Genomic DNA, 20,085 nt, shown 5'->3' with positions numbered 1-20,085 from the left:
AATGTCTAATGGAAAGTGCTGGTGTACAGTACCTTATGTGGAGCCAGCGAACAGGCCCCCTGATTTCGCGGCACTGGCTATGCAACAAAACGGCCTAGGGGAACTTAAAAGAGCAAATTATAAGCGCCCATGACAAAACATTCTGGCCGATCATCACACGACATTATTTGCACACGTCACTGAGTAATTGTCGAGCGATAGCCGAAATCACTGTTGGATCTTTTTGCGCCTGAGAATAGGTTCTTAGTCCATATATTCCAACAATCAGGCTTTGTGCTCTTTGCTCGGCAGAACGAGAACCAATTAGTCCGCCTTCTTGCGCTATTTGACCAAATACTTCACACATAAAACTTTGCCAAAGTATGCATTGGTTACTTAACACACTTTGCGCTTCATCGTCTTGTTGCGCAATTTCGTTGATTGCTTTTTGACTCAAACACGCTTGCGTTGGATCACCACTGATGCACTCAGAGACAATACTATCTAGATAAGCCTTCAACCCGCACTTAGTACTATTTTGAGCCGCAAATATGTCTTTTAACTCCGCAGTTCGATCTTGATTGTACTGCTCCAATGCAGCTAATAGCAGCCCCTTTTTGTTTTCGAAAGCACAATAAATTGATCCCGGGTGTAGGTTGGTTGCCCTTTTAAGGTCTTGCATACTGGTTTTGTTGTAGCCTTTTTCCATAAAAGCATTCATTGCCGCTCTCAAAACTTGCTCACGATCAAATGCTGCGCTTCTCATATTTCATCCAAATAGCTTACTTGAAATTCATTTTAAACAATTTTGAACAAATGTTCAAAAAAGAGGTTGAATGATCGTTCAAATATAGATATCTTGAATGAACATTCAAAAAAGAGTTTAAATCCCATGACAGAGAGATTATTTCAACCGTACCGTCTAAACAGCTTAATAACCTTGCAAAACAAATTATTAATGGCGCCATTGACGCGCTGCATGGCAGACGACAATCTTGTGCCAACTGAAGAGATGGCAAAATACTACGCACGTCGTGCAGATTCTGGCCTTATCATTTCAGAGGCAACGATTATTCGACCAGATGGTCAAGGGTACCCAAACACACCTGGACTGTTCAGCCCTGAGCAAATCGATGGTTGGAGAAAAGTAACAGACGCTGTGCATGAAAAGGGAGGAAAGATTTTTGCCCAGCTATGGCATACAGGGCGTGTTGCTCACCCTCACTTCTATAATGGTGATGTCGTGCTAGCCCCCAGTGCTGAAACTGTAGAAGGGACAGTACCACGAATGCGAGAGCTCACTTACATCACTCCGACACCTGCAACACATGAGCAAATCCAACAGCTTGTGCTTGATTACGCTCAAGCTGCTGCAAACGCGATTGATGCAGGGTTCGATGGTGTAGAGATCCATGGTGCGAATGGTTATCTCATCGACCAGTTTTTACATTACGACAGCAATAAACGTACAGACCAATATGGCCAATCACCCGAGAATATGAGTCGTTTTGCACTAGAGGTGGTCGATGCTATAGCTGCACGAATTGGTAATGAAAGAACTGCGCTGCGCATCTCCCCAGGCGCCTACTTTAATATGGCACCAGATGCTAGAGATACAGCTGTCTTTGATTATTTCCTGCCTGAGCTAGAAAAACGCCGGCTCGCGTATTTGCATATTGGTATTTTTGATGACGAGATGCAGTTTGAGCACTTGGGCGGCCGCGCCTCAGATTATGTTCGAACACGCTATAACCAGACCCTTGTCGGTAACGGTGGTTTCACAGCAAGCAGTGGTGACACCGCCATTGCAGAAAACCGCTTTGACCTACTCGCAATTGGACGTCCATTTATTGCAAATCCAGACTACGTTGCCAAAGTAAAAAGTAAACAAGAGCCTGTTCCTTACAATGAAGATATGCTTTCAACTCTATATTAATATCTAAAGATTAACGCTCAGTTGCTACGAATAAGTGGTAACTGAGCTGCTTTCCATGCAAGAAAGTCTCCTTCTAGGTGCTGTAAATTAAAACCTCTTTTGTATAAGACATCCTCAAAGATACGTGCCCTTCTGCCAGAACGGCAATAAACAACCAGCGTGTAGGGTTTTAAGCTTTGAAGTAACGCCGTTTGTGCTTCTATTTGGTCATAGGGAATATTAATGGCCCCTTTAATGTGTCCTGCAGCAAACTCTTCTGGCGTTCTAACGTCGATAATCTTAAATGCTACGTCAGACATTTGATTAATAATGAGTTCGTTTGCAGAAATCGATACTACATTTGCGCAAGCTAAGTGTGAGACTGAAATCAATAACCCCACACAGAAAAAGTTAATAAGCTGTTTCATTTTAGAAATTTCTCGAAATAACTCTCTGTGCGTTTTACTTTAATTCAATTCAACAACACACGCAAAAAATTCATTTGAAAAGTTGCTTTGTAAACTCATCTCAGGAAATTTTATAAAAATATTAAAATCAATAACTTAAATAAATTCTACAATTTAAGTTCGAGTCTACTATCCATTAGTCTAATACCGGAATTACAAATAGAGTCTATTACTTATTGCACGCGCGTTAGAGCTTATAAAACCTAGTCTAGTAATTCGATTAAATTTAAATTTGAGTTTTTACTCTAAAGTACTAGACTATTTTTTAGCTAATGAGCGAGTTAAACGCATAGTGCCTAAAACACAGACGAAATAGTGATGTTTTGTCTTTTATATTAAACAAATTGGTTATTATTTCGTCATAAAAGGCATGAACAATAGCGTTAGTTTCAACCCTACATGAGCACGACGTGCTCTCGTAATTTGTGGCTTAGTAGTCCAGTAGTTTTGCCACTACTATGTTCGGAAAAGCACATATGGAAAATAGAAAAATAGCAGTTGTTACAGGCGCATTAGGCGGCATCGGTACAGCCATTGTTCAACAGTTTGTCAATCAAAACTACCTCGTAGTTGCCGTTGCAAGCACACGTAGAAATGAGTCAGATTTCGATAGATGGTGTAACGAGTCTAACCTCAACCCAAATCTCATTGAGCCACTGTTTCTTGACGTAACCAATGCGCAAGCTTGCCATAACAGCATCGAATCAGTTATTGAAAAGCACGGCAAAATCGATGTACTTGTTAATAATGCCGGGATAACGCGTGACTCTTCTTTCAAGAAGATGAATGTTCAGCAATGGCAAGAAGTCATAGATACCAACCTCAATTCCATGTTCAACATGACACAACCGCTGTTTGCACATATGTGTGCCAATAAATCAGGTCGCATCATTAATATCTCCAGCGTAAATGGCCAAAAAGGTCAATTTGGACAAGCGAATTATGCCGCAGCAAAAGCAGGCATGATTGGTTTTAGCAAGTCTTTAGCATACGAGGGTGCCAAGGCAGGTGTGACCGTCAACGTAGTTGCGCCTGGTTATACTGAAACTCCGATGGTTGCAAAGATGCGTGAAGACGTATTGGAAAGTATTAAAGCGCAAGTACCGATGCAAAGACTTGCAACACCTTTGGAAGTTGCTCAAACGGTAACTTTCCTTGCATCAGAAGGTGCGGCATATATTACAGGTGAAACGTTGGCCTTAAATGGCGGCCTGTATATGAATTAGTAATCACAGTGACTCCATTTAGAAAAGCATGCTTTTCTGTAGTAGGTGGAAATTGCATTTTTTAACGGAATAACTCTCAATAGGAAGCAAGCCATGTACAACGACTTTTTCAAATCAATCACTGAACAAAGCGAAAAATTTTTCTCTCCTGCGATTCAGTTTAATCAATTAGTTGCTAAAAATATTGAGCAACTCGCAAAGATTCAACTAGATGCTGCTCACTCTTTTACTGAAACCTCAGTAGAGCAATTGAAAACAGCGGCAGAAGTAAAAGATGTAAAATCTTTCATCGACTTCAACGCAAGTCAACTGAGCGCGGTTAATAAGCTAAGCCAACAGCTTATCGAAGATGGCCAAAAATTAACTCAATTAGGTCAAGACTTTAAAGATAATCTTGAAACTATCTCAAAAGAAAGCGTTAAAGCTGCAAAAGCTTAATGTGTTAAGCAGCCTAGCCAAATACTCTTGCGCTGGGCTGACATTCAACTTGGTAACATCGTGATAATTAGATTAATGCATGCCAGTGCAAGTAAACATTAACTTTTAGCAATTTACTAGACAGGTCATTTTAAACTCCAGTTTAAACAATATGAATTATCAGGTTGTACACAAGGACACAATTGAATTTGCTTTTCGAAGCAACAACTAACCTGTCACACCTAAGACTAGGAAGCAAAAAATGGATATCGACAATAAAGATTTTACTCAGACCATGACAGCTTGGTGGCAGTATAATCAAGATCTCTACAATATTTTCTCCAGTAACCTCTTTAAAAACAGTCCAGTCCAAAAAGCACTCAATGAGCAAAGTGCCGAAGACTTTGGTCAATGGGCGCAAGAAATTACAAAGCAACCAGAGTTATTCGCAAAACAACAATTAAACTGGTGGCAAGAGCAGCTCAAAATTGTTCAGCAAACTTGGGAGCACAGTATGAATGCTTCAACCGAGGAAGTCATCTCAACCGAGCGAGGAGACAAGCGTTTCTTAGCCAATGAGTGGCAAGATAACCCGTGGTTTAGCTACATTAAGCAAAGCTATTTGCTGTTTGGCCAGTCATTACTCGAGTCAATTCGTCAAACACCAGGGCTTGATGAAAAGCTAAAAGAGCGCCTCGAGTTTTTTGCGAGACAAGTCATCAATTCAATTTCTCCAAGTAACTTTATTACGACAAACCCCGAGTTGTTAAAGCTGACGATTGAATCAGAAGGACAAAACCTGATTAATGGCTTGGAGCTGTTTAAAAAAGACATGGCAAAAAGTGGTGACATGCTAAGGATTAGCATGACCAATGAGAATGCTTATGAGCTGGGAAAAGACCTTGCAACTACCCCAGGTCGAGTCGTATTCCAAAATCACTTGTTTGAGCTTATTCAATACAAAGCAACAACCAAAGACGTATACAAAACACCACTCTTATTTGTTCCTCCGTATGTTAACAAATACTATATTCTCGACTTAAAAGAAGAAAATTCTTATGTGAAGTGGGCTGTGGACAACGGCCATACGGTGTTTATGATTTCTTGGAAGAACCCAGATTCAAGTATGTCAGAAGTTGGTTTTGAAGATTACGTAGTCGATGGTGTCATTGCTGCACTAGACGAAATAGAAAAGCTAACAGGTGAGGCATATGTCAATGCGATTGGTTATTGTATCGCTGGTACTTTGGTTGCTACTGCCATGGCGTACTTTACGTCAAAGCGTATGAAGCAAAAAATAAAGAGCGCTACACTGTTAACGACGCTACTCGACTTTTCGCAACCCGGTGAATTGGGCGTTTTTGTGAATGAAGGCACAGTTTCGGCGCTTGAAGCATACAATAAGCAAAATGGTGTAATGCACGGTCATTTATTGGGTGTATCGTTTAGCATGCTTAGAGAAAATAGCCTGTACTGGAACTATTACGTTAATAACTACTTAAAAGGTCAGCCTCCAATGGATTTGGATCTGCTTTATTGGAATGGCGACAGTACCAATCTCACAGCCAAATGCCACAACTTTATGCTAAGAGACCTTTACTTAGAGAATCGCTTAATCGACTCTAAAGAAGTCGATATTAGAGGTACTAAGATTGACTTGGCAAAAGTGAAGCAGCCCATTTACGCCCTGTCTACTCGCGATGACCACATCGCGCTTTGGCAAGCGACATTCAAGGGTTTTCAATTTACCAGTTCGAAAACCACCTTTGTACTTGGTGAATCTGGCCATATCGCGGGTGTAATTAACCCACCCAAAGCAAATAAATATGGATTTTGGAGTGGTCCAACTCCTGAAGGTGAAGCGAATGACTGGCTTGAGAAAGCTGAGCATAACAAGGGCTCTTGGTGGCCTCACTGGGGTAAGTGGATCACGCAATTCACAGAAGAAAAGGTACCTGCAAGAGCCATTAAAACCAAGGCCAATCCGGGAATATACGACGCACCTGGTGAATATGTGAAAGCAAGGCTATAAGTTTTTATCGCTCGTTGCCTTGTTTCTATAACTCAGGCTCACGCGGTGAATATATTTTGATGAGCAACGCTAGTTGCTCATTATTTATATTAGGAAATCCCTTTGCATACCTATAACGCTTGTATAGTGGCAAAAATACCTTTGTCCCAGACAGACTGTCTAACCGAGCAACAAACTTATAAGCACTTTTAGATGCACCTTCGCTTTCACCCGAGCGACAACATACTTGGTACATCGCCAATATTTGCGCGACTGTGTATTTTGCACCTGCTTTTTTCAACAGTGTTTCTGCCTCAACAAAAAATGCAGCCCCCGTCCAATATACTCTTTGGTAAGCTCTCAAGCGCCACATATTCACAGACACCTTGTCCAATTGGCCCATGTGAGAACGTGTTGCCACTTTGCCTCTTTCTAGGCCGTCTTGTATGCGCCTAAGAAACTCTGCCTTGCTATAAATACCATTTTGCAGCATAACCACATTTTGAAAATAAGTTGCTAACCCCTCGGCAAGCCAAAAATCTTGGTATGCAAACAGCGGATGATATAAGTGGGAAAATTCATGATAAAGGGTCCAGTCAGATGTTAAGTCATCTATAGAATTAAATTCGCCTATGCGCATATTAATTTCATCTATATGCCCCCTTACAACTTGGCCCCACGGAACTGGCTCCTTGGCTGATGTCATGCTAACGCTGATAGGAACCGTCGATTGAGCCATTGGGCCAAGCGTTTTCTCAACTGCATCCACACCGTAGTTTAACCACTCAAATATGACGGCTTGTTGCTGTGGACTTGGCGATTTACCTTTGAAATCAACGACAATTTCTCGGCTGAATGTTGCTTGATGGGAAATTAGCAGACACAAGCAAAATAGCTTAGCGATACTGCAATATGTAACTCCTTGCTTGGTCATTTGCTCTCTCGGCAGATTAAACGCAAATCAATAGACCAAGTAAAGCATGCATATCTTTCATTAGATATACATGCAATTTAATTCTTATTAGTGAGCTAGTTGTAAGCCATCATAGGAGGCTTCTGTATGTGCGCCTTTTTTAATGGTGAAATGCTTACCACCAAACCTTACTCTTCCTCGCTTACGCTCAATAATTTTTTCCGCTAGGCTTTTGTCATCGACTAAGTCCACAAACTGCTTTCGAGCGCGGTGGATTTGGATGTTAATGTGGCTTTCGCTAATCCCCAGATCTTTAGACAATTGAGATACAGAAACCCAGCCCCTCTCTTGCTCTTCTTCAACAGCGGCCTCATCTCGTGCTTTATATCTCGCTAGTAAAGCTGTCAAATAGTGATGCGTTCTGATATCAAAATCGAGAGAGGCACCATTGTGGTTAACTTTGAGCTCTGTTATCTCTTCGTCTAAGCTGATATCAAACAAAAACTCCAAGCTCGATTGGTGTGCATTGTCTATTGGCATCGTTGCTTCTTGTGAAGCCGCTTCAACTTGGAATAAATACCATAATTCGTTCGCAACACTTAAGTTGTCACTGTCAGTCAAAGCAACGATTTTGCCAGACTCTAAATGTTCGTAACACCAACATACTTTTTCATTATCATAAAAAACGACAATTTCAGGGTCGCTTTCTGAAGGCAAGAAATGATATTTTTCTAGAGAAATAACGTCGTCAGGCTGCTCATTGTTAGTTGGGATCAAAAGATCTTTAGGAGGAGAGGTTGAATCAACGACAAAGGTTTGCGGGTGCATTTCAGAAAATGTGATCTCATCATCTACCTTCAATGCAATTGCCTGATTATAGGCAATCCGCTGCCCGTTCATCCAAACTCCATTCTTGCTCAGATCTCTAAGCTCCCAGTTATTACCATTGTGCTCAATCACGGCATGAATTCGAGATATTTCTACACCGCTAACTTGCGTATCAACAGAATAAGTCAATCTACCAAAACGATGAAACGCTTTAAGGTAAATCACTTCTGTGCTGTCCTTTACTCTGAGCTTTGCCATAAATCACCTTGCTTCAAATCCTCTAAAGACACATGCATAGCATCGTATCTTTTTAGTCTATCTTATGGACTCATTCTAGCCATTAATGCGATGCAAATAAATTACGCCTTATTACAGTGTCGACAGATTACGCAAGGGGATGAATTAGCAGCGAATAACCATAACTCTGGCAATCTGCATTAAAATTGCCTAAAGTTATCAATGACTCCCATCAATCGATCATCATTATGCATGCTTTATCGCGTCAGTTTGTGATTCTTACCCTTTTTACTATGATTACCTGCCCTAGCCTGCACGCTGCTCAAAGGCACATTGATGCTAAACCTAGAGTGACGATTTTAGTTGATGACAGTTACCCGCCTTATTCATACGTTAGCAATGGTTATTTGTATGGTATCTATGTGGAGCAAGTGAAATTAGCAGCAAGGCAACTGTCAGATCATTATCAAGTAACACTTGAAGCCATTCCTTGGAAAAGAGGTGTGGCCGCAATGGAAAGCGGTGACGCTTTCGCGTTAATGCCTCCCTATATTCATAAAGACAAACGTCCCTATATTTGGCCTTATTCCGTTTCATTGGGCGAAGAAGCCGTCGTTGCCTTTTGTAATGAAGGGATCACCTTACAAAATATACTTCGTCGTAAGCCCAGCTCTAGACCGATTAATATCGGCATCAATGCCGGTTTTTTAATTCTCGACGATGAACTCGCAAGCGCGAGAGAAAGGGGGTTAATCAAGATTTGGGAAAACAAGGATACCCGGTCAAATATAAGAAAGCTGGCAAAAAACCGCCTCGACTGTTATTTAAATGATAGGTTATCTACCGTGATGGGTATAGAATCGTTGCAATCGGAATTGCAAACCTTAGCTATCAGAGAATTTAAAGAGGACCGTGTCGTTTTAACGCGTACAGCCCATATCGGATACACAAAAGAGAATGGTGATAAATTTCCTTACAAGCTCGATTTCATTGAAAAAATGAATAAAGCCTTGCAAACCGTTCAGCAAAAAAACACACGTTGATTCCCCCACTAGTTGACGCTGTCAGACTAAGTAAATAGTATTAACTAGCTCAAGTATGGGCCCATATTCACTTAGCTAGGCAATTTAATTCGCGCAAACTGCCATATCTCATAACCAAGCGGTGAATATACACTCAAATATTTAAGTGCGAGCAAGGATATATTGCTCAAATTATTTATAAGGAAAATCAATGAAACTTTCACTGAAAAAGAACAAGCTTAAAAACCTTAGCAAATCAAACACACTCCAGTTTAATCACACCCCAAAAATAGCGGGTGGCTTCGACCTCACTGCTGGTGGCTGTATGTCAAACAAATGCCGATTATCAAAAGAAGTTTGTCCTGTCTCTGAGGTAGGAGATTGCCACACAAAAGACTTGGATTGTGTGATAGTGACATTAGTAACCTGTAAATGCTAACGCACACGTAAGGCATGTTTAAAAGTGAGAAAGCAGTTGCTCTCTCACTTTATCGCATCCAAACTTTAATCTCTGCTAATCCATTAGTTTGTAGAAGCTGCAATTGCGACTCGACATTTTGACTATGTTCGAATTCAAAGGCATCTAGCTCGTCGTCAAACATCACGGTTGCTGCTCCATCACCGCCACTGCGTTTAACTTGGTGCAACGCAATATCAGCCAAATTAACTGACGCTTCCCAACCAATAACATGGCCACCAAGCATTTGTAGTGGATAGAATGACCAACCAACTGACACCGTCATATTCGTCGATCTACCATTGGGCAATGTGAAATCAAACTCGCCGATTGCCTTACAGAGATCTTTGACATACTCATCAACGTCACTGCATTGAAAGTCTCTCAGTAACAGCAGAAACTCATCGCCACTCCACCTTGCAACATAGTCCGAACCTTGAGTGCGCGTGTTTAACAAAGTAGCCAATTGTTGTAAACAGCTATCACCGCCAATAGGACCATTCGCGTCGTTGACTTTACTAAATTTATCAATATTGAGGATCATCAATACTAAGCTCTTTCCTTGCTCTCGTAAGGACTGCGCATTGCGCTGATAATGCTCAATGTCTTTAGGCAATTGATCAAATAAAAATCGCCTACTTTTCAGACCCGTTAATTCATCAGAGTGACTGACAAGCTTAAGCTGTGTATTAACTTTGTTGAGCTTTTCATTTGCCTTTCTAAGTTCTGTGGTACGCTCGGTAACCAGTGCTTCCAATGCAGCCTGCTTTCTTCTCTCTTGCGCTCTGAATACCCAGAAAACGAGATAAAACAAGAATATAAAGCCACATGTAATGATCAATCTGAAAAACACAGTTTCATCAAATCGACGCGGCAAAACCAGTTTCACCGCCTTCAAATGCGCCTCTTGCCAATCTTCTCCACGTCTTTTGACTTCCAGCTTAAAAGTAAACTCTCCGGGTGGTAAATTCGTGTAGATCGCTTCTCGGCGCGCTAGAGCGTCTCGCCATTGCTCGTCGTGACCTTCTAATTTATAGCGAAATTCAATACTTTGTGGGGCATAAAAATCTATCGCGGTATAGCGAATTGTTAAGTCACGCTCATTGGTATCTAAGGTAATACTCTCAACAATTTTATTTGGCGTTAATTCCCTACTTGGTGTTGTGATCCCTTCGAACCGTGGCTCAAGTTCACTGTCACTGAATAACTTCACACTTTTAGGAATACGCACAACGCCTTGCAAGCTCGGGTATAACAGCACATCATCTACCTCAACCACCGAGTCATGCCCAAGACCGGTGCAGCATTGACTTGGCATACCATCCAATTGCCTATCAAATGGGTTGATCACCTGCTCTACTTTTAAATTTTCAATTTCGCTAGTGAATTGCTCTATCGACATGCGATAAACACCTTTCATAGAGCTCACCCAAATAAAGTTCTGCTTCTTATCATAGTGCAAAGACAATATAGGACCATAAGGCAAACCATGGGATGCGTCTAATTGAAACCAGTCACCACTCGCGGTTTTGTAATAGAGTCCATCATAGAAGGTGCCTACCAAGGTTGTGTAAGTATCGACATGCAGAATGCTGGTCACATAAGCAGATTCCAGCGACGTTTGTCCACCGATTTTTTCGATCCCGCGTTCGTTGTACTTATAAGCTCCTTTATCAGTCCCTATAAATCCAAACCTCGGGAAGTCTACAACGTAAGTAACAAATTGACTGCCTAAAAACGCATTGTAGGTGAAAGGTGTTAGCCCATTGTAGTCGAGTCGATACAAGCCTCTGCCCGTTCCGATCCACAAGCCACCTTGGTTAGATGGGCTGATTGTAAATACTTGAGTTTGACGAAATTCTCGATTTGGAATAGCGAGCAGCCGTCCATCATCATAAATGACCACACCGCGTCCGGTTCCAAGATATAGACGACCGTCTAAAAACTCCATGTCATGAACTTCAACGCCCTTGAGCTGAGCAGGTGTAATAATGGGCTGGTAGTTATCATCTTGATCTAACATCCCTACCCCTTCGCGAGTCGCCACCCATACATTACCTTTGGGACCCATGGTCATCGCAGAGATTGCTTGTTTTCCTCTCAGTCCGGCCTGAAACCGCTCTACTCTCCCAGCATGTGCAAGCCAGAGCCCTTCATTAATACTCGCAAGCCAAACATTATTACTTTTGTCGATAAATAAGTCGGTAAACCAAATACCTTGATCAAGCTGTACAAGATCTACGGACTGCCACTCACCGCCACTTTCTTTGTAAAGCAACCGGCCATAGGTCGACACCCAAAGTCCACCTTGGTCGTCGCTTAAAAATTTGTATACCGCACTATTTCCTATCTCATCGAAGCGTCGTAAAACCTCATCAAAGTCGAGAAAAAACGCACCGAGCTGAGAAGCTAAATAGAGTTTTCCATCCACCCAAGCTAGATCATGAATATTCGTTTGGGCTAACTGTCTTGGCAACGAGATCTTACTTGATAGCTCCAGACGCATACCATTGGAGCCGACCGATTGCGCTTCCCCTATGCGAAGAAGGTGGCGTTCATTCACCAGCCAGATCCCATCTGGCGATGGGGCCATTTTTGTCACTGCTCCGACAATCTGACTGATATGGGTTAGGGAGAGCTTGCTGTCGTCTAGATTGTTTTTATCCAACATCAAGCGCTTGGCTGAAATGTAATATAGTCCGTTTGCGGCAACCCAAATATTGCCACGGGTATCCTCAATTATATCTTTGACATCAGCTTGAATTTTAAATTGCTGTGCCTTCATTGTTTGTGGGTCTATACGCAATACACCACGGCGTGTGCCAACCCATAGCATACCAAAACGGTCAACTAGCAACTTATTGATGGCATTGCTTACCAAAAAGTTACTATTTTGCGTATTGAAATTGACAAATTGGTGGCCATCAAAACGGCTCAGGCCAAATTGGGTTCCTAACCAAATATAGCCTTGCTGATCTTGTACCACACTTTTGATACTTTGTGATGGCAAATCATTTTGCATATTCCACTGCTTTACAACGTAGTCGTTGATCGCTCCATATGCACTTGTTGCGACCAGCATGATTAACAGTAGAAAAAACTTACGCATAGACTCCCTCTTACTCAAACGTTCGTTTAGCCGCCAAGGACACCTGTTTTAAACAAAGCCTGGATACAAATTAATGAAAACACACCTGCCAGTACATCATCGGCCATTATCCCTCGACCACCATGCAGCTTTTTATCTAGCATTCTAATGGGTCCTGGTTTTGCGATATCAAAAAATCGAAACAAGGCAAAGCCAACCAATAGCGATTGCCAGCTGATGGCCGCACCTATCATCGTGATATAAAAGCCGACAACTTCGTCCCATACTATGGCGGGGTGATCATGGACGTCAACATCACGTGCTGTTTTTCCACAAATCCACACACCAAAAACAGTCATTATGATAGCTAAGCTAATTTGAAACCAAACCGGTAGAGTCATGGTTGCAAAAATAAAAGGTAACGCTGCTAACGTACCTACAGTACCGGGCGCTTTCGGAGCTAAACCAGTACCAAAGCCCAATGCAAAAAATTGATGCGGGCGTTTGAGATTGAACTTCAACGGCTTATCCAAGCTCACTCCTAATTAAAATGTTCATATCCGATTTGCTCAGGCAAGATATACTTTTCACCATGCTTTAACAGCTCAATATTGCCAACATTATTGGTGATTTGGCCAATACATTTTGCCTCGACGCCATATTGACTCAGGCGCGCTTCAACAGCACTGCGGTTACTATCATTTACCGTAAATAACAGCTGGTAATCATCGCCATACGATAGACTCAACATATCGATGAGCGCTTGGTCTTCAATCGCTTTCAAATCATCCGAAATAGGAACACTTGCAACATCGATATCAGCACCCACTGTCGAATGGTTTAAGATATGCTGTAAGTCTGCCAACAAACCATCGGAGACATCAATACACGCCGTCGCTAACCCTCGTAGTACTTGTCCTGCAGCGACATGTGGCTTCGGATAATGAAGTTTCTCAGTAACACGCTTGGCCTGTTCCGGAGATAATTTGATGCCTCGTTTTCTTGATTCAATTGCAAGCGCAGCATCACCAACGGGCCCAGTTAAGTAAATCCAATCACCTATGTTCGCACCTGCACGTGTCAACGCTTTATTTTTAGGAATAATTCCTTTGGCGCAAATTGTAATTGTCAGTGGCCCCTGAGTCGTATCACCACCTATTAATTGCACATTGTAGTATTCTGCTATTTCATGCATGCCTTCGGTGAATTGCTCTAGCCAATCTATATCGACATTAGGCAAAGTCAAGCCAATTGAAACCCAAGTAGGCTCAGCACCCATAGCTGCAAGGTCGCTTAAATTGACCGCAAGCACGCGATGACCTAAAGCTCTGGCTGGAATATCAGGGAAAAAATGCACACCTTCGACTAAGGTGTCGGTGGTTACTGCAAGTTGACAGTTTTCAGGGACTTCAACCACAGCACAATCATCACCTATACCAATGGCCACATCACGGCGAGTAATACCGCGGCCTTTGAAGTAATGATTTATTAACTCAAATTCCTTCATACATTAAAAAAGCCGGCCAACGCCGGCTCTCCTCATGACTTTGCTTATTTGCGGATTTTCTTAACTGCTTTGTCCAACACGCCATTTACAAATTTATGGCTGTCTTCAGCACCAAATATCTTGGCCAGTTCAATCCCTTCGTTAATAGCCACTTTATAAGGTACATCTTCACGGAACTTAAGCTCGTAAGCACTCACACGTAAGGTAGCCAATTCAACCATGTCTAAGTCGTCAAATGGACGAGACAAATGAGGTTGAATCGCCTCATCTAACTGTTTATGGTTTACTGCAACGCCACGCGCTAAGTCTTTAAAATATTCAACGTCTACTTTAGAAACGTCATTTTCAATTAACATTTGCTGTTCAATATCGGCAATTGGATTGCCGCTAAGCTGCCATGAATAGACAGCTTGCAATGCAAGTACGCGTGCTTTACGTCTAGCTGCTGGTTTCACTGAGATTCCTCTTAAATTTGCTCAAGTACGTTAACCATCTCTAATGCGCCAAGTGCAGCTTCGCCACCCTTGTTACCCATTTTAGTTCCCGCACGTTCAATAGCTTGCTCAATACTTTCTGTTGTCAATACGCCAAATGCAACAGGGATATCGTAGTCTAATGAAACGCTTGCTAATCCCTTATTAGATTCATTGGCAACAAGATCAAAATGTGGAGTCCCGCCACGAATGATAACGCCTAGTGCAATGATAGCATCGTGCTCTTTTTTCATTGCTAGACGCTTTGCTGCTAGAGGTAACTCTACGGCACCAGGTACATATACCACTGTGATGTCTTCTTCTTTAACACCACCGGTGCGCTTTAGTTCATCTACTGCACCTTCCAACAAGCTGCTGCCGATAAAATCGTTAAAGCGAGAAATGACAATGGCGAATTTTTTACCTGGTGTGAATTTGTTACCTTCAATTATTTTCATTAGATGATTCCTAATCAGTTTTAGCAATAGCCAAATTGACGCGCATGATAGCACATCTTAAAGAAAAACACCTACTGTCCAAACCAGTCAGTAGGTGTAAAAGAGAGAAAGCCTTATTATTATTGTGGCTCTACATAATCTACGACTTCCAGGTGGAAACCTGACAATGCGTGATATTTCTTCGGTAAGCTCATTAAGCGCATTTTCTGAATGCCCAAATCGGCCAGAATCTGCGACCCAACGCCCACAGTACGAGAAGTACCTTGGAACTTACGATAGTTAATCTTTTCGCCTTGATCTTCTGCTGCAAACGCTTTGACCAACTGCTCAAGATCTTCTGTTTGTTCATTTTTACCTAAGATGACCAAAACACCACTATTTTCTGCGATGTACTGCATTGCACCATGTAATGTCCAGCTTCTATCTGCGCTGCGATCGGAAAGCAAAATATCATTGAACGTGCTTTGTAAGTGAACACGTACCAACGTTGCCTCATCGGCTTGAATTTCACCTTTTTGCAAAACATAGTGCAGTTGGTTATCAATAGTGTCTTTATAAGTCACTAAATCAAACTCGCCAAACTCGGTAGGCAGCTTACATTTAGCAACTTTTTCTATTGTGGTTTCATTTAGGTTTCGATACTCAATTAAATCCGCAATTGTGCCGATTTTAATACCATGTTCTTTTGCGAAAACTTCCAGCTCAGGACGTCTAGCCATAGTGCCGTCAGGGTTTAATATTTCAACAATCACAGATGACGGCTCGAGCCCAGCTAAACGCGCTAAATCGCATCCCGCTTCGGTGTGCCCTGCACGAGTTAGTACGCCACCCGGCTGCGCCATAATTGGGAAAATGTGACCCGGCTGAACAATATCTTCTGGTAACGCACCTTTTGCCACAGCAGCTTGAACCGTGCGGGCTCTATCAGCGGCAGAAATACCCGTAGTTACGCCTTTTGCCGCTTCAATAGACAAAGTAAAGTTCGTGGAAAATTGTGCACCGTTATTTCTAACCATAAGCGGTAAGTCAAGCTGCTCACATCGCTCTTGTGTCATAGTCAGACAAATCAAACCTCGACCATAAGTCGCCATAAAGTTAATTGCCTCTGGCGTGATATGTTCAGCGGCGATAATTAAATCACCTTCGTTTTCTCGGTCTTCATCATCCATCAAGATAACCATTTTACCGGCTTTAATATCTTCGATGATCTCTTTTGCGCTGTTTAAGCTCATAATCTTCCCATTAATTACTTTGTTTGTATGGCAATTATTTTATAAAGCCAGCTTGTGCCAACAAACTGGTTGTGAGAGTCGATTCACTGGCTGGCGCTTGTGTACCCTGGATCAAGCGCTCCAAATATCTTGCTATTTGATCAACTTCTAAGTTAACCATAGTCCCTAATTTAAAATCAGCGATAGTTGTTTCTTGCGCTGTGTGAGGCACTATGGTGAGTTTAAATCTGTTACCTTCTATGGCATTCACCGTCAAACTAATACCGTCAATCGCCACAGATCCTTTGTATGGAATGTACTTGAGCAACTCGCTCGGTGCAGATAGCCAATACTCTGTTGCTCGTGCGTTGGTCTCAATAGCAACAATTGTGGCAACGCCATCAATATGACCCGACACCAAATGACCGCCTAGACGAGATATAGGCTGTAATGCTTTTTCTAAGTTCACTTTCTGGCCAACGCTGTAGTCACCAAAGCGAGTCAACGACAGCGTTTCGTTCGACACATCAGCACGAAAGCCATCTGTATACTTTTCTACAACCGTTAAACATACGCCATTAGTTGCAATACTGTCTCCAAGCGCAACATCCGCCATGTCCAGTGAGCTTGACTTTACACGCACACTTAAATCACCTTGCTTCAAAGTTAATTCAGTGAGCGTACCTGTTGCTTCAATAATGCCTGTAAACATAGTTTCTCTTATTTTTTAATCGCGCTAATACGAATGTCATTACCAACTTGCGTACAATCGGTTAGTTGGAGCTCTTGGATTTGATTCATTTCAGTCAAAATACTACTTTGAAATAATCCCTTTCCACCTTCCCCTATAATCTTGGGAGCAAAATACACAATATATTCATCAATCAAGCCTTGCTCGTGCATGGCCCCACATAAGGTAGCTCCCGCTTCTAGCCACACCAAGTTAATGTCTCTGCTGGCTAAAAACTGCAGTACAGCCTTTAAATCCAATTTGTTTCTTACTGTTGGCAGGCAGACTTGTTCTACAAAATGTGGCCAGTTATGCTGATTATCAAGTTCTGAGCGTAAAATAATGACTCTTGACTGGCTTTGAAAAAGCGCAAGGGCTGGTGAGAGGCGGTTTTGAGTATCAATAATAACGCGAACAGGCTGACGTACATCGCCACATTCTAGCCCCTTTGGTACATCAGATAGCTCTTCTATTCTGACGTTAAGGCGCGCATTATCTGTAAGTACAGTATCTGCACCTGACAAAATCGCACAGCTTTTAGCTCTAAATGCCTGTACGTCTTTTCTGGCATCTGGTCCAGTTATCCATTTGCTCTTGCCGTTTTGCAATGCCGTTTTGCCGTCTAAGCTTGCTGCAAGCTTTGCAATCACATAGGGAACACCATGCTCCATACGCTTCAGAAAACCTTTATTAAGTCCCCGAGCCTCTTGTTCTAAGAGCCCAGAAGCGGTTTCAATACCAGCCTGTTGCAACATCTTTAGACCATTGCCTGCAACCTCAGGGTTAGGGTCCACCATGGCACAAATCACTTTACTGACGCCGGCATCAATCAAGCCTTTAGCGCAAGGGGGAGTGCGACCATAATGGCTACAAGGCTCAAGTGTGACATAGGCAGTCGCGCCACGCGCCCGATCGGCCGCTTCGCGCAGAGCGAAAACTTCGGCATGCGGGCCACCTGCTTGGATATGAAAACCCTGCCCAACGATCTCACCTTCATTAACAATGACGCAGCCCACGTTTGGGTTTGGCGTTGTCGTATTGAATCCCTGCTTAGCAAGCGCGATGGCTTGCGCCATATAGTCATAATCAGCCTGGGTAAAATGCATCAGTCACCAAGCCTCGCGATTTCTTCACCAAACTCTTTAATATCTTCAAAACTACGATACACAGAGGCAAAACGAACATATGCAACTTTGTCCAATTTTTTCAAAGCTTCCATGATGCATTCACCAATCATTTGACTGTTTACTTCACGTTCACCAGTCGCTCGAATTTGAGATTTGATTTGATGTACCACTTCTTCAATCTGCTCAGTACTCACAGGGCGCTTTTCCAGTGCTCTATGTAAACCATTGAGAAGCTTATCTTCGTTAAAGGGCTCCCTAGTCCCATCTTGCTTGATGACTCTTGGCATAAGGAGTTCTGCGCCTTCAAAAGTTGTAAAGCGTTCATGACAAACAATACACTCACGACGACGACGTACTTGGTGACCAGAGGCCACTAATCGCGAATCAATAACTTTGGTATCTTTCGCCGTACAAAAAGGACAATGCATATATTCTCACTGTGATAGTCAATCTCTACAATGCGGCGCTTTGTGGTTGGCAGCTAACATTTAATCCGTTGAGTTAACTCTCGTTTTAAATGCAGCAAGTGATTTTAAGTAAAATAAAAAAGGCCGCATAATTGCGGCCTTAATAATATCAAAAATAACGCTAATTGTGACTTAAATTATGCGTAAACTGGCAATTTAGCACAGATAGCTTTTACCTTTTCTTTAACTTCTGCTTGTACTGACTCATCATTGATGTTGTCTAGTACATCACAGATCCAGCCTGCTAGCTCACCAGCTTCAGCTTCTTTGAAACCACGACGAGTGATTGCTGGAGAACCAATACGAAGACCAGATGTTACAAACGGTGAACGCGGGTCGTTTGGTACTGAGTTCTTGTTTACTGTGATGTTTGCGCGGCCAAGTGCTGCATCTGCATCTTTACCAGTAATATCTTTATCAATCAAATCAAGAAGGAATAAATGATTGTCTGTCTTACCAGAAACCACTTTATAACCACGCTCTTGTAGCACTGCGACCATCGCTTGTGCATTTTTAACAACTTGCGTTTGGTACGCTTTGAACTCTGGCTCTAATGCTTCTTTAAATGCAACCGCTTTAGCCGCGATAACGTGGCACAGAGGTCCACCTTGGCCACCAGGGAATACTGCACTATTTAGTTTCTTGTAAATGTCTTCATCACCACAAGCTGAAACAATCAACCCGCCACGAGGACCCGCAAGTGTTTTATGCGTTGTCGTTGTTACAACATGAGCGTGAGGTACCGGGTTAGGGTAAACGCCCGCAGCAACCAAACCCGCTACGTGTGCCATATCAACTAATAAGTATGCACCCACTTTGTCAGCAATTTCACGGAACTTAGCCCAATCAACAATACCTGAGTATGCTGAGAAACCACCAATGATCATTTTTGGTTTGTGCTCTAGTGCTAATGCTTCTACTTGTGCGTAATCAATTTCGCCTGTCTCTTCATTTAGGCCGTACTGAATTGCATTGTAAGTTTTACCTGAGAAGTTCACATGTGAACCGTGTGTAAGGTGGCCACCATGCGCAAGGCTCATACCTAAAACAGTATCATGTGGCTGAAGTAATGCTTGAAAAACTGCAGCATTTGCTTGAGAACCCGCATGCGGTTGCACGTTTGCGTAATCTGCACCAAAAAGTTCACATGCGCGGTCAATTGCTAGTTGCTCAACAACATCTACGTGCTCACAACCGCCATAATAACGCTTGCCTGGGTAACCTTCAGCATATTTATTTGTAAGCTGTGACCCCTGAGCCTCTAGCACACGTGGGCTACAGTAGTTTTCAGATGCGATTAGTTCGATATGCTCTTCTTGACGAGTCGTTTCTGACTGGATCGCTTGATGTAATTCAGGGTCAAAATCTGCAATATTCATGTTACGTTCTAACATGGTTTCTCCTAGGTGCACGTATGATTAAGTTTATCGTCTGCAATTGTACGCAATTTATGGTCAGTTGCCTACGAAATCTGCGTGAGCATATTTAAGCAGGGATTGAATTTATTTCACAGTCTTTGTGGGATGATATTTTTTTATTTAAACATAAAATT

20 protein-coding genes are annotated in these 20,085 nt (G+C 42.3%); 6 read left to right on the top strand and 14 right to left on the bottom strand.

Going from position 1 to position 20,085, the window contains the following annotated elements:
• Positions 1 to 163: 163 nt before the first annotated feature.
• A complete protein-coding gene (locus N480_RS01800; protein ID WP_063370822.1) occupies positions 164 to 745 on the bottom strand; it encodes a TetR/AcrR family transcriptional regulator in 582 nt (193 codons plus the stop codon).
• A 126-nt stretch (positions 746 to 871) separates the two neighbouring features.
• Here N480_RS01800 and N480_RS01795 point away from each other — a divergent pair, with 126 nt between their 5' ends.
• Complete coding sequence (locus tag N480_RS01795; protein ID WP_063370821.1) at positions 872 to 1,915, top strand: alkene reductase; 1,044 nt, start codon at positions 872 to 874, stop codon at positions 1,913 to 1,915.
• 17 nt (positions 1,916 to 1,932) lie between these two features.
• Here N480_RS01795 and N480_RS01790 read toward each other — a convergent pair whose 3' ends face one another.
• Positions 1,933 to 2,322, bottom strand: a complete 390-nt coding sequence (locus tag N480_RS01790; RefSeq protein ID WP_063370820.1) for a rhodanese-like domain-containing protein — start codon at positions 2,320 to 2,322, stop codon at positions 1,933 to 1,935.
• 515 nt (positions 2,323 to 2,837) lie between these two features.
• On the opposite strand from N480_RS01790, the gene N480_RS01785 reads away from it, so the two are divergent.
• The 3 genes from N480_RS01785 (at position 2,838) to phaC (ending at position 6,036) form a co-directional block, all read left to right on the top strand.
• Positions 2,838 to 3,587: a 3-oxoacyl-ACP reductase gene (locus tag N480_RS01785; protein ID WP_063370819.1), complete on the top strand. Its 750-nt coding sequence runs from the start codon at positions 2,838 to 2,840 to the stop codon at positions 3,585 to 3,587.
• 93 nt (positions 3,588 to 3,680) lie between these two features.
• Positions 3,681 to 4,025, top strand: a complete 345-nt coding sequence (locus N480_RS01780) for a phasin family protein (protein WP_063355347.1) — start codon at positions 3,681 to 3,683, stop codon at positions 4,023 to 4,025.
• A gap of 241 nt (positions 4,026 to 4,266) precedes the next feature.
• Positions 4,267 to 6,036, top strand: coding sequence for a class I poly(R)-hydroxyalkanoic acid synthase (gene phaC, locus N480_RS01775; protein WP_063370818.1), 1,770 nt, complete (start codon positions 4,267 to 4,269; stop codon positions 6,034 to 6,036).
• Between the two features lie 25 nt (positions 6,037 to 6,061).
• Here phaC and N480_RS01770 read toward each other — a convergent pair whose 3' ends face one another.
• Positions 6,062 to 6,949, bottom strand: a complete 888-nt coding sequence (locus N480_RS01770) for a hypothetical protein (protein WP_063370817.1) — start codon at positions 6,947 to 6,949, stop codon at positions 6,062 to 6,064.
• A gap of 87 nt (positions 6,950 to 7,036) precedes the next feature.
• The gene (locus N480_RS01765) at positions 7,037 to 8,014 is read right to left on the bottom strand and encodes an FHA domain-containing protein (RefSeq protein ID WP_063370816.1); all 978 of its coding nucleotides are present in this window, start codon (positions 8,012 to 8,014) and stop codon (positions 7,037 to 7,039) included.
• 185 nt (positions 8,015 to 8,199) lie between these two features.
• Here N480_RS01765 and N480_RS01760 point away from each other — a divergent pair, with 185 nt between their 5' ends.
• Together N480_RS01760 and N480_RS01755 are read left to right on the top strand one after the other, a co-directional pair.
• The gene (locus N480_RS01760) at positions 8,200 to 9,036 is read left to right on the top strand and encodes a substrate-binding periplasmic protein (protein WP_231102209.1); all 837 of its coding nucleotides are present in this window, start codon (positions 8,200 to 8,202) and stop codon (positions 9,034 to 9,036) included.
• 190 nt (positions 9,037 to 9,226) lie between these two features.
• The gene (locus tag N480_RS01755) at positions 9,227 to 9,454 is read left to right on the top strand and encodes a hypothetical protein (RefSeq protein ID WP_063370814.1); all 228 of its coding nucleotides are present in this window, start codon (positions 9,227 to 9,229) and stop codon (positions 9,452 to 9,454) included.
• A gap of 49 nt (positions 9,455 to 9,503) precedes the next feature.
• Here the strand turns inward: N480_RS01755 and N480_RS01750 are convergent, their stop codons facing one another.
• The 10 genes from N480_RS01750 to glyA all read right to left on the bottom strand — a co-directional run bounded on the left by N480_RS01750 (position 9,504) and on the right by glyA (position 19,927).
• Positions 9,504 to 12,581 carry a ligand-binding sensor domain-containing diguanylate cyclase gene (locus N480_RS01750; protein WP_063370813.1) on the bottom strand — a complete coding sequence of 1,026 codons (3,078 nt, stop codon included), beginning with the start codon at positions 12,579 to 12,581 and terminating at the stop codon, positions 9,504 to 9,506.
• Positions 12,582 to 12,607: 26 nt separating this feature from the next.
• Entirely contained in the window at positions 12,608 to 13,093 is a 486-nt protein-coding gene (locus N480_RS01745; protein ID WP_063370812.1) for a phosphatidylglycerophosphatase A, read from the bottom strand.
• 8 nt (positions 13,094 to 13,101) lie between these two features.
• Positions 13,102 to 14,067, bottom strand: coding sequence for a thiamine-phosphate kinase (thiL, locus tag N480_RS01740; RefSeq protein ID WP_063370811.1), 966 nt, complete (start codon positions 14,065 to 14,067; stop codon positions 13,102 to 13,104).
• A 44-nt stretch (positions 14,068 to 14,111) separates the two neighbouring features.
• Positions 14,112 to 14,522, bottom strand: a complete 411-nt coding sequence (nusB, locus tag N480_RS01735; RefSeq protein WP_023398524.1) for a transcription antitermination factor NusB — start codon at positions 14,520 to 14,522, stop codon at positions 14,112 to 14,114.
• Positions 14,523 to 14,533: 11 nt separating this feature from the next.
• Positions 14,534 to 14,998 (bottom strand): 6,7-dimethyl-8-ribityllumazine synthase, encoded by a 465-nt coding sequence (gene ribE / locus N480_RS01730; protein WP_063370810.1) that lies wholly within the window; start codon positions 14,996 to 14,998, stop codon positions 14,534 to 14,536.
• Between the two features lie 119 nt (positions 14,999 to 15,117).
• The gene (gene ribBA / locus N480_RS01725; protein ID WP_063370809.1) at positions 15,118 to 16,230 is read right to left on the bottom strand and encodes a bifunctional 3,4-dihydroxy-2-butanone-4-phosphate synthase/GTP cyclohydrolase II; all 1,113 of its coding nucleotides are present in this window, start codon (positions 16,228 to 16,230) and stop codon (positions 15,118 to 15,120) included.
• A gap of 34 nt (positions 16,231 to 16,264) precedes the next feature.
• Positions 16,265 to 16,921 (bottom strand): riboflavin synthase, encoded by a 657-nt coding sequence (locus N480_RS01720; RefSeq protein ID WP_063370808.1) that lies wholly within the window; start codon positions 16,919 to 16,921, stop codon positions 16,265 to 16,267.
• Positions 16,922 to 16,929: 8 nt separating this feature from the next.
• Positions 16,930 to 18,045 (bottom strand): bifunctional diaminohydroxyphosphoribosylaminopyrimidine deaminase/5-amino-6-(5-phosphoribosylamino)uracil reductase RibD, encoded by a 1,116-nt coding sequence (ribD, locus tag N480_RS01715; RefSeq protein ID WP_063370807.1) that lies wholly within the window; start codon positions 18,043 to 18,045, stop codon positions 16,930 to 16,932.
• Positions 18,045 to 18,494 carry a transcriptional regulator NrdR gene (nrdR, locus tag N480_RS01710; protein ID WP_063370806.1) on the bottom strand — a complete coding sequence of 150 codons (450 nt, stop codon included), beginning with the start codon at positions 18,492 to 18,494 and terminating at the stop codon, positions 18,045 to 18,047. The genes ribD and nrdR overlap by 1 nt, the downstream gene beginning before the upstream one ends.
• Before the next feature lie 176 nt (positions 18,495 to 18,670).
• Positions 18,671 to 19,927: a serine hydroxymethyltransferase gene (glyA, locus tag N480_RS01705; RefSeq protein WP_063370805.1), complete on the bottom strand. Its 1,257-nt coding sequence runs from the start codon at positions 19,925 to 19,927 to the stop codon at positions 18,671 to 18,673.
• Positions 19,928 to 20,085: the final 158 nt, after the last annotated feature.

Source organism: Pseudoalteromonas luteoviolacea S2607 (assembly GCF_001625575.1).
GTDB classification, from domain to species: domain Bacteria; phylum Pseudomonadota; class Gammaproteobacteria; order Enterobacterales; family Alteromonadaceae; genus Pseudoalteromonas; species Pseudoalteromonas luteoviolacea_E.
This window is presented reverse-complemented; position numbering and strand designations above follow the sequence as displayed.